Source organism: Burkholderia sp. HI2714, assembly GCF_002223085.1.
Taxonomy (GTDB): domain Bacteria; phylum Pseudomonadota; class Gammaproteobacteria; order Burkholderiales; family Burkholderiaceae; genus Burkholderia; species Burkholderia lata_D.
This window is the reverse complement of the sequence record NZ_NKFM01000047.1, coordinates 1-12,154: the sequence shown is the minus strand read 5'-3', so window position 1 is coordinate 12,154 and position 12,154 is coordinate 1. Positions and strand designations below refer to the sequence as shown.

General features: G+C 65.7%; 12 protein-coding genes. 3 read left to right on the top strand and 9 right to left on the bottom strand.

Annotated features, from left to right (window positions below; translation table 11 throughout):
• Nucleotides 1-10: 10 nt before the first annotated feature.
• The 4 genes from CFB82_RS24740 to CFB82_RS24725 all read right to left on the bottom strand — a co-directional run bounded on the left by CFB82_RS24740 (nucleotide 11) and on the right by CFB82_RS24725 (nucleotide 2,649).
• Nucleotides 11-904, bottom strand: coding sequence for a CoA transferase subunit A (locus tag CFB82_RS24740; RefSeq protein WP_089485672.1), 894 nt, complete (start codon nucleotides 902-904; stop codon nucleotides 11-13).
• Between the two features lie 9 nt (nucleotides 905-913).
• Nucleotides 914-1,810, bottom strand: a complete 897-nt coding sequence (locus tag CFB82_RS24735) for a VOC family protein (RefSeq protein ID WP_089485671.1) — start codon at nucleotides 1,808-1,810, stop codon at nucleotides 914-916.
• Between the two features lie 199 nt (nucleotides 1,811-2,009).
• Nucleotides 2,010-2,426 carry a type II toxin-antitoxin system VapC family toxin gene (locus tag CFB82_RS24730; protein ID WP_226203062.1) on the bottom strand — a complete coding sequence of 139 codons (417 nt, stop codon included), beginning with the start codon at nucleotides 2,424-2,426 and terminating at the stop codon, nucleotides 2,010-2,012.
• On the bottom strand, nucleotides 2,413-2,649 hold the full coding sequence (locus tag CFB82_RS24725; protein WP_039351245.1) for a FitA-like ribbon-helix-helix domain-containing protein: 237 nt from the start codon (nucleotides 2,647-2,649) through the stop codon (nucleotides 2,413-2,415). The genes CFB82_RS24730 and CFB82_RS24725 overlap by 14 nt, the downstream gene beginning before the upstream one ends.
• Nucleotides 2,650-3,040: 391 nt before the next feature.
• On the opposite strand from CFB82_RS24725, the gene CFB82_RS24720 reads away from it, so the two are divergent.
• Complete coding sequence (locus CFB82_RS24720; RefSeq protein WP_089485670.1) at nucleotides 3,041-4,267, top strand: acyltransferase family protein; 1,227 nt, start codon at nucleotides 3,041-3,043, stop codon at nucleotides 4,265-4,267.
• Nucleotides 4,268-4,279: 12 nt separating this feature from the next.
• Here CFB82_RS24720 and CFB82_RS24715 read toward each other — a convergent pair whose 3' ends face one another.
• On the bottom strand, nucleotides 4,280-4,963 hold the full coding sequence (locus CFB82_RS24715; protein WP_089485669.1) for a hypothetical protein: 684 nt from the start codon (nucleotides 4,961-4,963) through the stop codon (nucleotides 4,280-4,282).
• Nucleotides 4,964-5,695: 732 nt separating this feature from the next.
• Between CFB82_RS24715 and CFB82_RS24710 the strand changes: the two genes are divergently transcribed.
• Nucleotides 5,696-6,361: a class I SAM-dependent methyltransferase gene (locus CFB82_RS24710; protein ID WP_179254230.1), complete on the top strand. Its 666-nt coding sequence runs from the start codon at nucleotides 5,696-5,698 to the stop codon at nucleotides 6,359-6,361.
• 179 nt (nucleotides 6,362-6,540) lie between these two features.
• Nucleotides 6,541-7,896, top strand: a complete 1,356-nt coding sequence (locus tag CFB82_RS24705) for an acyltransferase family protein (protein WP_089485668.1) — start codon at nucleotides 6,541-6,543, stop codon at nucleotides 7,894-7,896.
• Nucleotides 7,897-7,972: 76 nt separating this feature from the next.
• On the opposite strand, the gene CFB82_RS24700 is transcribed toward CFB82_RS24705, so the two are convergent.
• Genes CFB82_RS24700 through CFB82_RS24685 form a run of 4 tightly spaced genes read right to left on the bottom strand, consistent with a single transcriptional unit; the run spans nucleotide 7,973 to nucleotide 11,994 of the window.
• The gene (locus CFB82_RS24700; protein ID WP_089485667.1) at nucleotides 7,973-8,746 is read right to left on the bottom strand and encodes an SDR family NAD(P)-dependent oxidoreductase; all 774 of its coding nucleotides are present in this window, start codon (nucleotides 8,744-8,746) and stop codon (nucleotides 7,973-7,975) included.
• A 32-nt stretch (nucleotides 8,747-8,778) separates the two neighbouring features.
• On the bottom strand, nucleotides 8,779-10,359 hold the full coding sequence (locus CFB82_RS24695) for a FadD3 family acyl-CoA ligase (protein ID WP_089485666.1): 1,581 nt from the start codon (nucleotides 10,357-10,359) through the stop codon (nucleotides 8,779-8,781).
• 45 nt (nucleotides 10,360-10,404) lie between these two features.
• Complete coding sequence (locus CFB82_RS24690; RefSeq protein WP_089485665.1) at nucleotides 10,405-11,460, bottom strand: ferredoxin--NADP reductase; 1,056 nt, start codon at nucleotides 11,458-11,460, stop codon at nucleotides 10,405-10,407.
• A 15-nt stretch (nucleotides 11,461-11,475) separates the two neighbouring features.
• A complete protein-coding gene (locus CFB82_RS24685; protein WP_089429085.1) occupies nucleotides 11,476-11,994 on the bottom strand; it encodes a flavin reductase family protein in 519 nt (172 codons plus the stop codon).
• Nucleotides 11,995-12,154: the final 160 nt, after the last annotated feature.

The following is a 12,154-nucleotide window of genomic DNA, read 5'->3' as shown; positions in this document are numbered from 1 at the left end:
AGGCGCTCCTTTACAGAATCGGCAACGACAGCGTCGTCACGTGCGACAGGCCGCCGACGCCTTCGAAGTACTGGCGTTCGTCCTGGCCGACCACGTCGCGCAGGTACGCCGTCGTTTTCGCGTCGTCTTCCGCGCTGGCGCAGTACGCGCGCAGGTGCGGCAGGTCCCAGCCGTAGGCCGGCCCGCACGACGTCGGGTGCGCGCCGCCCGGCGCATGCACGACGCCGGTGACGAGCGAGCGCTCGAACGGGTTGCGTCTGGCGGCGTCGAGGTCCTCGCTCGCGAGCGATGCGTCGACCGCTTCCGCCGACACGTAGCAGCGCCGTGCAGCGCGCGCCATCCACGCATCGAAGAACGGATCGGGGCCGTCGATGCGCGTGTTGCCCATCCGGTCGGCCGCGTTCACGTGCAGCAGCGCGGCGTCGAGTTCGATCGCGGGCATCGCGAGCAGCGTCTCGCCGTCGTCATACGGCGATTGCACCGTGCGCAGTTGCGGCGCGTGATCGAGCAGCGCGGTGCCGAGCCCGGCGCGGGTCGGCAGGAACGGCAGGCGCGCGGCGGCCGCGCGCAGGCCGAGCTGCAGCATCCCTTCGTCGAGTTCGAGCACATCGACGCGGCCCTGCTCGCGGGCCCGGCGGAAATGCGGTTCGAGCGGAATCACGTCGAGCGACACGAAGCCGAACACCACCTTGCGCACCTTGTCCGCAGCGCACAGCAGGCCGACATCGGCGCCGCCGTACGCGACGATCGTCAGGTCCTTCAGGTTCGAGCGCGCGATTTCGCGCACCAGCGCCATCGGCTTGCGCCGCGGCCCCCATCCGCCGATGCCGATCGTCATGCCGTCGGCGAGTTGCGCGACCACGTCGCGCGCGGACATCGTCTTGTCGAGAGGTTTCATCGTCATCGTGCTGGCTTACCGGTATCCGATGCTGAAATCGTGGCCCCACTGGCTCACCTTCGTGGCCTCGAACACCGCATGCTTCGACCAGTCGACCGTGAGGCCGCCGAAGCCGTATTCGAGATCGAAGCCGCCGGGGGTCTTCATGTAGAAAGAGATCATCTGGTCGTTGCAGTGCCGGCCGAGCGTCGCGGACAGCTTCACGTCGTGCGCGGCCACGCGGTCGAGCGCGCGACCCACTTCGTCCATCGAGTCGACTTCCGCCATCACGTGCACGCAGCCCGACGGCACGGCCATCTCGAACAGCGCGAGGCTGTGATGGCGCGCGTTGCGGCAGTGCATGAAGTGGATGCGTTTCTCGGGTTCGGCGGGATCGGGCGTGAACTTCACACGGAAGATGTCGGACAGCTCGAAGCCGAGCACGCCGCGCACGAATGCGTCGGTCGCGTCGAACTGCGGCGCGGGCAGCACCGCGTGGCCGAGCCCCATGTCGCCGGTGACGAAGCGCGCGACGCCGAGCGGCGACACGAAGCGGCGGAAGTCGCAGCGCGCGCCCCAGTACAGCTCGTGGCGGTTGCCGGACGGGTCGGTGCACCACGCCATCGCCTGCACGCGGCGCAGTGCGGCTTCGTCGCGCGTGGCGTGCACGGCTTCGACACCCGCTTGCTGCAATGCCGCGAGCGCGGCGTCGAACGCGGGGCCATCGGGCAGTTCCCAGCCCGACGCGAAATAGCGGTCGGTCGAGCCGGGAACGATCACGTAGCGGAAATCGCGCTCGTCCATCTTCAGGTACAGCGCGCCGTCGGGCGCGTCGAGCGCCTGCATGCCCAGCACGTCTTCCGCGTAGCGGCGCCACGCATCGACGCGCGTCGCCTCGACGACGACATAGCCAAGCGCACGGACATCGATCATGTCGGCCTCCTCCTGGTTCAGAATCCGTTGTTCGTGAAAGGATTCTGGCCGGTCGGGGGTGGTGTTACATCGTCTGTTGGGACGAGAGGCGGCGGGGAATCGGCGTGGCGCAGGCGCGCGTGGAAGCCCGGCGGGACGGGCCGTGCTTGCGGGAGGAGACGGTGAGCCGGTACCGGTTGCCGCAGCGCGGCAACGAGGGTCAGTCGAACGGGTTCAGCAGCCTGACGCCGGTGCGGGCGAAATCCGCGACATTGCGCGTGACCACCGTGAGATCGTTGATCAGCGCGGTAGCCGCGATCAGCTTGTCGAGTTCGTGCGTCGGATCGGGCACGCGCAAATGCCCCCACATCTGGCTGATCTCGATGTCGACCGGCAGGATGTTCGGCGCATAGCCGGACAGGATGGTCGCCATCCAGGCCTCGAGCGCCGACGCTTGAGGATGATCGCCGCGATGACGAATCAGATCGACGCCGCGGCGAAGTTCAGCAACCGTCACGACGGACAGGTAAAGCGGGCTCGCGTCCGCCGCGGCCTGCGTGAAGAACGCCCGCACGCCACGGTTGGTTCGCTTGCCCTTCCTGATTTCGCTGATGATATTCGTGTCAATCAAATACACGCCTGGCCTCGCCGGAATCCTGAACACGTTGAAAATCCGCGTCGTCGCCGACATCGGGCATGCTCATCAGCACTTGCGCAAATGTCTTTCGCTTCGGCCGGCCGAGCGCATCGGCCAGAATGGCCCGATGTTCGGCCTCGGCACTCCTGCCATTTGCCGCAGCCTGCTCGCGCAGGCTCTGAACGATACTGTCATCCACGTTACGCACCAGTAGATTTGCCATGAATTCCTCCGTCCTGATTTGCTATCAATGATAGCGCCAACAGGATGAAGTGCAAGCATTGCTATCATCTTGATGACGGACGGACGACGATGTCTGCGCTGGCCCTCGGTCACGGACGGCATGAATTCGCCCACCTCCCGCCGCTGGCCCGACGCGTCGAACTGCTGTCGTCCAAGGTAAACCGGGGCGGATCGATGTGAAAGACAGCCGAATGGCCAGTCTCCGACAGGCAGCCGGCCCTCACGCATCCGCGCAGCGGCCATCAGCATCGTTTGATACCATCGAAACCATGAGACCGGCGACATGACGCCGAGCAAAGCGCGCAGAAGACCTTGCATCGACGCGGATCATCCGTGCCTGAAATCCCGATCAAGACACGAGACGCCTTTCAGTGGACTTCGTTACGCCTTCTCTCGACACCCTCTTTTCCCCGACACCCGACAAACTCTACTTCCCGGCATGCCTCGCAGCCGTGGCGATCATCGCGTGGCTCGTCGCGCGGCAAACGCCGTTCTACCGGTTCGCCGTCGACCAGTCGCTGTCGATGCGCTATCACAACCTGGACGGATTCCGCGGCATCCTCGCCACTTCCGTCGTCTTTCATCACTTCGCGTGCAACCAGGGTTTGCTCACGACCGGAAGCTGGGGCACGAGCCCCGGCTTCCTGCGCAATCTCGGGACGATTCCCGTCGCGATGTTCTTCATGGTCACCGGGTTTCTGTTTTGGGAACGCGCGTGCAAGGGCACGCTCGACGTGCGGACCTTCTTCGTCGGGCGCGTGCGGCGCGTCGCCCCGCTCTATCTCGCTTACGCGATCGTCATCGTCGTCTGCACGCTGGTCTGGTTTCCCCGCAACGTCGTGGATGCGCCGACGCAGTTGCTGGCCGACGTGCTCAAGACCGTGTCGCTCGGCTGGTTCGGCGCGTTCCCGATCAACGGCGCCCAACGCACCAGCTATCTGAGCGGCGTCTGGTGGACGCTCGGATATGAATGGCGGTTCTACGCCGTCGTTCCGTTTCTCGCGTGGTTCGTCGCGACGCATGCGTGGCGCAAGCTGTTCGCGCTCGCGATCGTCACGATCTGCGCGACGCTGTTCGGGCAGCCTGGCAGCATGGCGCTGCTGTTCGCGTTCGGTGCCGTGGCATTCGAGATGTCGCGGCACCCCGCGATCCGCGCGCGGCTCGACACGAAATCGGCGGCCACCGTCGCGTTGCTGATCCTTGCCGTCGCCCCGAGCCCCGGCGAACGCTATTCGATCGAGGGCGTGCTGCCGCTGCTGCCCGTGTTCGTGTGCGTCGCCTGCGGGAACACGTTCTACGGCGTGCTCAAGACCCGTCCGCTCGCGTTGCTCGGCACGGCCAGCTTCAGCATCTACATGATCCACATGGTGATCGTGTACATGATGATCCACGCGATCAACCGGTTCGTTTTCCAGATCGGTTCCGCGGACGACCTGCAACGCTGGCTGCTCTCGCTTGGATGCGCGCTGGTCGCGGTACTTTGCGCGTTGCTGACCTATCGCTACATCGAGCATCCATTCATCGCGAAACGCAGCAACGCGCGTCCGGCACACCGACCGGTACAACCCGCGCGCGAGCGTCACACGGCCACGCTGTGACCTGCCCACCGATCAGAACCGATACGAAATCCCGATCTGCAAAACCGGGTACCACCGATAGCGCGACATCACCTGCCGCAGCGAATCCAGCCCGCTCGACGCCAGGATCTGGCTCTTCGCCGGCCCAGCCGCGGCTGCCAGTTCTGGCGACAGCGTGTACGAACATTTCGGTATCCCGTACGCCACGCCGAGATCGGCGACGAACCCCAGCCCCTTCGACGCCGGCCGATGCCCGTAGCCGATCCCGAAGTACGGCATCACGGTCGGATAGCGCGCTTCCGCCACCGCGTACATCCCCGGCATCGCAGGATAGCGTTTGCCGCCGAACACATAGGTGCCGTTGGTCGGCACCGATACGCCATGGAGATCATCGTCGTTGAAGCGCAGGCCGAGCGTCGCCCGGAAGCCGCTGCCTCGCCATGGAAAGATGTCCGCGTACAGGCCGCCCTGGCGCAGCTTCAGGTCGTCCTGATAGCGATTGCCGGCCACCGTGAAATCATGCGAAAGATCGATCGCATTGAAGTCCGCATGCGCGCCCAGCATCGAATTGAAGCTCACGGCCGCGCCGATGCCGACGCCCTGCGTGCCGCCCTGCAGGTAGATCTCCTGCGCGAGTGCATGCATGCTCGCGGCGCACGTCACCGCGACCGCTGCCCATTGCTTCACCGTCGTTTTCACGGGCGCCTCCCCCGACATGTGCCGGGTGCGCCTCGCCAACGCATGCGGCCTGCGCCGCCCTGCGTGATGCGAACCCCGGCACGACACCTTGCAAGCACGCTTGCTGTTCGACGGATCGGGAACGCGTTGCCCCGTGCGCATGACCGATACGACATGCGCGGCGCCGCGACCCGATCCGATTCCCCGTTTGTTTCGATGTCGTTACATGCCGCCGATGCCCTGATCGTTCTGGCGAGATTCGTCTGCACTGACGGCACCGGGTCAATCGCAAAGCGCGTGCCATGCCACGCCAATCCACGCGCAGCAAGCGTCGCAGCCAAACGCTCGCCGTCGTGCAGGGCGAAATCGCGAGAAATGTTTCAGGAACGCATCGATATTCGGCACGCGACGCCGCAGCGCGCGATTGTGTGCGCACGCATCGATATCGCGATGCACGCCGAACAAGGCCGGACGGCCATTAGCGCACGTCCGTCTCCGTTACCGTCGATCGAACATGGCCGCATGCATCGAAGAAACGTTGCAAGGGTGTGACCTCGCACAGAGCGCGTGCGAGGCCGATACGCAAGTGCGCCCGGCAAGTCAGGGGGAATACGGATGCCGGTTCACGCGTGCCGCGCGAAAGGGCCGTCGTGTGAGCCGCAGCCGATCAGTACACCGCACCGATTCCCGCATCGCCCGAAGTTTCGTCGACCGATGACAGCCTGCCCGCGGATGATAGAATCGTCCGTCCATACCCTCTGGACGGGCACAATGCAAAAACTGCAGTGGTCTAGCGGAATCGATAACGAAATCGAATTCTGGTCGAAGTGGTTGGATACGAAGGGCGGTGCGTGGCCGGAAGATTTTCAGTTCCGCATCAACCCCGACGCCGAAGTACATCCGTGGATGGCCGAGCTGCTGAACGGCATCCCGAATCCGAAGATCCTCGACGTGGGGGCCGGCCCGATGACGGTGCTGGGCAAGAAGATGAACGGCATGCCGCTGGACATCACCGCCGTCGATGCGCTGGGCGATCTGTACAGCCGCCTGGATTTCCCCGCAGGGCTTCCCCTCATCAAAACCCGGCAGTGCGAAAGCGAATGCCTGACCACGATGTTTCCGGCAAACACGTTCGACCTGACCTACGCGAAAAACACGCTCGACCACAGCTACAATCCGGTCGAAGCGTTTCGGCAGATGGTCGCCGTGACGAAACCCGGTGGCTTCATTGCGACCGAGCATGCAGCGAACGAGGCGCTGAACGAGAACTGGGAAGGCTTCCACCAATGGAATTTCCACGTCGACGGGCGCGATTTCCTGATCTCGAACCGAAACGAAACGTTTAGTATCTGCCGCGAAATCGAGGGCCTGGCGACTATCGAAACGCTCTCCCCTGATCGCGCTGACTATATCGGTTGCGTGATGCGCAAACTCTGATCGTCGACGCGGGTGCGGCTGTTCAATTCAGTCGCACCCATCGGAACGATTCACCGCTCGCGAATTCCCCCCTGAATTCGACAGTCCGAACCGGTCGGCCGGAATCGCGGCATGGCGACCGCAACCAGACATTACTACCGCCTGTCGTGCAGATCCGGCAAAGGTTTCCGGATGCAGCCATGCGTTCGATCCGTGTGCGAACCCGCATCGTCATGACATCGCAGTTCCTTCCGGGGACCCAGCGCTTCTGCCCGCCAGGTTTGATTTACACTTCGGCGTCCAACCCACCCATGTTATCGATGACGAAGTCCGCTCCGCCCCCCAATAATCAGCGCGTATTCGGACTGGATATACTGCGCGCGCTCGCGGTTCTCCTCGTTCTCGCCAGCCATACCGTGGCGCACGGGGCGCCGCCTGCATGGCTGAGATGGTACTTCTCGGCCCAGGGGACGATCGGCGTAGAGATCTTTTACGTTCTGAGCGGGTTCCTGATCGGCAGCGTACTGATCCGGTCACGGAAAGCGGGCAAGCTCAAGGCCCCTGGCGATGTTCTTGATTTCTGGAAGCGCCGCTGGGCACGCACCCTCCCGCTCTATGCCTTCTTCCTGCTCGTCTATCTGCGCTTCGACTACCACGGCCCGGCATCCCTCGACGTCGCCTGGCCGTTCTTCCTCTTTCTCCAGAATCTGGCGTGGCCGACAGCACCATTCTTCGAGCACTCGTGGAGCCTGGCCGTCGAAGAATGGTTCTACCTGTTGCTCCCGTGCGTATTTCTCGCCGCCGCAGGCGTGCTGAAGTCGAACGGACGTGCGATGCTCGCAACGTGCGCGGTGTTCATCGCTGGCCCGCTTGTCGCAAGGATCGTTTTTGGTTGGCACGCCCAGTCGCTATCGGATGTCGATCGTCATGTTCGATCCATCGTATTGTGCCGACTGGATTCCCTGTTCATCGGGGTAATCGTTGCGTATATCCGCATCGAACGACCGAAACAGTTTGCGCGTCTTGCGTCGCTCTGGAAATTTGCGTTGCCGATATTTGTCGCCCTGACGCTCTACTTCGCGTGCGGTGCGCCTTATCTCGTCACCAACGCCACCGTCCGCACCATGGCTTACCCGATGCTGTCCGTCGTCATCGCCGCGTTGCTTCCCGCAGCGATGACCATTCGCACGTCGGGCAGTCGTCTGCTCGATCGCTTCATCGACTGGACCAGCCGGATTTCGTATTCCCTCTACCTGGGACACATCTGCATGCTGACACTGGTGCTCGGCATGTTTGCAAAATACGGATGGTCAATCGAAAGTCATCGCACGACACTCGTCCTGTATGTCACCCTCGCCGGCTTCTATTTCGCATTCGCGCATCTGACATACAAGTTCGTCGAGCAGCCCTACATCCGGCTTCGCGACAAGGTCATGGGGACCAGCGACGAACGAAGCGGGTGCAATGCCGTGAGCGTTCCCTCAGTCCGGCCGGAAACCCCGGCACAGCGCTCTCCGGAAGTGCTTGCGAACGTGCAACACATCGAGCATCGGTAGCAGGGCCGCCAGGCGAATCGGAAATGCAAAGGCCGCTCGCAACGAGCGGCCAGCCCTTCGCGTTCGGTCGGCCGTGCTACAACCCATACCCACCCGACACATTCAACTGCTGCCCGGTAATGTAATTGGCCCGGTCCGACGCCAGAAACACCGCCGCCCGCCCGACATCGTGCGCCTTCCCCCAGCGCTTGAGCGCGAGCATCTTCTGCGTCTCGTCGATCCACGCCTGATCGAACTGCCCCTGTTCAAGCAGCACCGGAAACATCCCGGCCTCGATCACGCCAACCAGGATCGAATTCGCGCGAATGTCGTAACGCCCCTCCTCGCGCGCCAGCCCCTTGACCAGCGCCTCGTTCGCCGCCTTCGGCGCGACCGACAGCCCGTCGCGATCCGGCCAGCGCAGGTGCCCGGCCGAGCCCAGCGTCACGAACGATCCGCCGCCCGCCGCACGGAAGTGCGGCAACGCAGCCTTCGCCGTCACGAAGAAGCCGACCGTCTCGACGTCGATCGCGCGGCGCCAGTCATCGTGCGTCATGTCGCCGATATGACGCTGGTTCACGAACGGACCGGCCGCCCAGACGACCGTATGCACGCGGCCATGCGCGTCGATCGCGGCCGCGAGCGCGGCGTCGACCTGGGCAGGATCGGTCACGTCCACGCAGTGCGTGGTCGCCGCGACGCCTTCGCCGCGAATCTCGCGCGCCACGCGCTCGGCCACGTCGGCCTTGCTCCGATAGCCCACCGCGACCGGCACGCCGGCACGCGCAAACTCGAGCGCGACACCCTGCCCGATCCCGCCGCTGCCGCCGAACACCAGCACCGTGCCCTGCGGAAACCCGTTGTCGTTCATGCGTTCATCCCGTTCGTGTGTCGCGGCGGCGCTCAGGCCGCCGCCTCGGTCCCCGCCCGCAGGCGGTACTTCAGCACCTTGCCGGCCGCGCTCGTCGGCAGTTGCTCGACGAACGTGAAATACCGCGGCACCTTGTAGTTCGCCATGTTGCGGCGCGCCCAGTCGTTCAGTTCGTCGGCGTCGGCATGCGCGCCCGGCCGCAGCACGACATACGCATGCCCGACTTCTCCGAGCCGCGTATCAGGCACGCCGACCAGCGCCACCTGGGCGATCGCCGGATGCGCGGCGAGCAGCCGCTCGATCTCGGCCGGATAACAGTTGAAGCCGCCGACGATGAACATGTCCTTGATGCGATCGGTGATCTTCAGGTTGCCGTCCGCATCGACGCAGCCGAGATCGCCCGTATGCAGCCAGCCGTCCGCATCGACCGTCTCGCGCGTCGCGTCCGGCTGGTTGAAGTAGCCGCGCATCACGTTGTAGCCGCGCACCCAGATCTCGCCGGTCTCGTCCGGCCCGAGCGGCTCACCGCCTTGGCCCGCGATACGCAACTCGACGTCCGGCATCGGACGCCCCGACGTACAGGCAACGGTTTGCGCATCGTCGCCCTGGCGGCACAGCGTCGCGAAGCCGCACGATTCGGTCAGCCCATAGCCGGTCAGCACCGTCTCGAAGCCGAGCTCCGCGCGCATCCGCTCGATCAGGCTCGGCGCGATCGCCGCCGCGCCTGTCACCGCGATCCGCAGCGACGACAGGTCGCGCGTCGCGCGATCGGGTGCGTCGAGCAGCGCGTAGTACAGCGTCGGCGGCCCGGGCAGCACCGAGACGCGGTCGTCGGCGACGCGCCGCAGCACATCGGCCGGCTGGAACACGAGATGCGGCAGCACGGTCGCGCCGCTCGACAGCGCGGCGAGCCAGCCGGCCTTGTAGCCGAACGTGTGGAAGAACGGATTGACGATCAGGTAGCGGTCGTCGGCACGTACGCCGGCGATCGCCGCCCACGCCTGCGCGGCGCGCAAGTTCTGGCCGTGCGCGGTCATCACGCCCTTCGGGCGGCCCGTCGTGCCGGACGTGAACATCAGGTCCATCACGGTGTCGGGCGTGACCCGTGCCTCGCGTTCACGCACCGCGGCCAGCGGCACCTCGGCACCGCGTGCGAGGAACGCGTTCCAGGTCTCGTCGCACGCGCCTGAAGGCGGCTCGCCGTCGAACACGACGACGCGCTCGAGCGTCGCGGGCCGGTGCGGCGCGAGCATCGCCGGATAGGATTCGCCGAGGAAGGTGCCGCAGCAGAACAGCAGCCGCGCGCCGCCGTCGTGCAGGATGCCGCCCACCTCCATCCCCTTCATCCGCGTATTGACCGGCACGAGAATCGCGCCGACGGTGTGGATCGCCAGCGCCGCGACGATCCATTCCGGCAGGTTCGGCGCCCACACCGCGATGCGGTCGCCCGCCGCGATGCCGCTCGCGAGCAGCGCGCGGGCCGCGTCGACCCGCGCCGCGTCGAGTTCCGCGTAGGTCAGCCGGCCATGCTCCGACTCGATCGCCGGATGCGCGCCGTGGCGCGCGGCTGCCCGGGCGATCAGCGCGGGCGTGGTCAGGATTTCGTTGTCCATCGTCTTAGATCAGGGTGGCCGTGCGCGCCGCCGGCGCGCGACGGCTCAGTCGGGAAACACGACGCGCAGCGCGTCGCTCGCGGGCCGTGCGCAACAGGCGAGCGTCCAGCCGGCCGCGATCTCGTCGTCGTCGAGCACGTGGTTGCTGTCGAGCGCCACCTCGCCGCGCTCGATCCGGCACATGCACGCGCCGCATTGCCCCATCCGGCAGGAATTCGGCGCCGGCACGCCCGCGCGCAGCATCGCGTCGAGCAGCGTCTCGCCGGGGGCGCTGTCGAACGCGAACGCGTCGCCGTCGAGCACCGTCTCGATCGCCGCGCCATCGCCGGATGCAGAGGCCGCCGATGCGACACTTGACGCCGTCGTATCCGCCGACGCCGGTGCCGGTGCATCGGGCAGCGACGCAAAACGCTCGACATGGACCCGCGAACGCGGCAACCCGAGGCCGAGCATCGCGGCCAGCGCGTTCTCCATGAACAGCGCGGGCCCGCAGATGAACGTCTCCTGCTGGCTGAACGGCCGCGCGAGTTCCTCGAGATGGCGCTGCTGCGGGATGCCCTGCACGCTGTCGAGCCAGTGGATCACGCGCACGCGGCCCGGATGGCGCTGCGCGAGATGCTGCAGCTCTGCGCGGAAAATCACCGCGCGTTCGTCGCGGTTCGCGTAGATCAGCGTCAGCATCCCGCGTCCGTGCACGAGCGCCGATTTCAGGATCGACAGCACCGGCGTGATGCCACTGCCGCCCGCGAACAGCAGCAGGTCGCCGTCGAGCGTGCGCGGCGTGAACACGCCGGCCGGCGGCAGCACGTCGAGCGCATCGCCCGCCTTCACGCGGTCGCACAGCCAGTTCGACGCGCGGCCGTCGCGCACGCGCTTGACGGTGATCTTCGGCGCGGCGTCGATGCCGGGCGCGCTCGACAGCGAATAGCAGCGCGCGACGGTGGCGTCCGCGCACGGCACGTTCAGCGTCAGGAACTGACCGGGCCGGTATGCGAATGCGTCGCGCAACGCGGCCGGCACGTCGAACACGAACGAGCACGCGTCGTCGCTTTCGGCAATCACGTCGGCAACGGTCAGCCGATGGAAGCGCGAATCGCTCATGGCCGGCTCCTCACGTCACGCGGCCGCACGGGCCACCGGCGCGCCGGGCGTCGTGTAGGCCCCGTCGAGATAGACGAGCGGATCGACGTCGCCGCTCATCAGCACCTCGCGGATGCGCCCGATGAACACCGTATGCGTGCCATACTCGAAGCGGCCGTCCTGCTCGCACACGAGGCTCGCCTGTGCGTCGCGCAGATACGGCACGCCGAGCGCCGATGTGTGCCAGTCGCCGGTCGTGAAGCGCGCCTCGCCCTTCAGGCGGCCGCTGCAGTCGATCGCGATGCCTTCGTGGGCCGCCGACAACACGTTCACGCAGAACCCGGCGCCCGCGTCGAGCGGCGGATACAGCGACGCGCTGCGGTTGATGCAGATCAGCAGCGAAGGCGGATCGGTCGACAGCGAATCGACCGCCGTCGCGGACATCGAGTAGCGCCGGCCGTCGTGCGCACTGCTGATGACCGTGACGGAGCGCGCTAGGCGCCGCATCGCGAGCAGCATGTCGGTGCGCAGCGGATGGGTGGTGAGATCGCTCATCATTGGACTCCGTCAAGTTCAGTCGTGGAGGGCCAGGGCTTCCGCATGAAGGCCCTTGTCAGGCAAGGCCCAGAACGGACTCGCGCATAGCGGTGTCCCATGCGGCGAGGTTGCGAATGTTTTTCAGGCTGACCTTTTTGGGCTGCTGCTGTTGTGCCAT

Coding starts and splice junctions, on each gene's coding strand:
- CFB82_RS24740 (WP_089485672.1), bottom strand. CDS start 904: ATGACGATGAAACCTCTCGACAAGACGATGTCCGCGCGCGACGTGGTC.
- CFB82_RS24735 (WP_089485671.1), bottom strand. CDS start 1,810: ATGATCGATGTCCGTGCGCTTGGCTATGTCGTCGTCGAGGCGACGCGC.
- CFB82_RS24725 (WP_039351245.1), bottom strand. CDS start 2,649: ATGGCAAATCTACTGGTGCGTAACGTGGATGACAGTATCGTTCAGAGC.
- CFB82_RS24715 (WP_089485669.1), bottom strand. CDS start 4,963: ATGTCGGGGGAGGCGCCCGTGAAAACGACGGTGAAGCAATGGGCAGCG.
- CFB82_RS24710 (WP_179254230.1), top strand. CDS start 5,696: ATGCAAAAACTGCAGTGGTCTAGCGGAATCGATAACGAAATCGAATTC.
- CFB82_RS24705 (WP_089485668.1), top strand. CDS start 6,541: ATGCGTTCGATCCGTGTGCGAACCCGCATCGTCATGACATCGCAGTTC.
- CFB82_RS24700 (WP_089485667.1), bottom strand. CDS start 8,746: ATGAACGACAACGGGTTTCCGCAGGGCACGGTGCTGGTGTTCGGCGGC.
- CFB82_RS24695 (WP_089485666.1), bottom strand. CDS start 10,359: ATGGACAACGAAATCCTGACCACGCCCGCGCTGATCGCCCGGGCAGCC.
- CFB82_RS24690 (WP_089485665.1), bottom strand. CDS start 11,460: ATGAGCGATTCGCGCTTCCATCGGCTGACCGTTGCCGACGTGATTGCC.
- CFB82_RS24685 (WP_089429085.1), bottom strand. CDS start 11,994: ATGAGCGATCTCACCACCCATCCGCTGCGCACCGACATGCTGCTCGCG.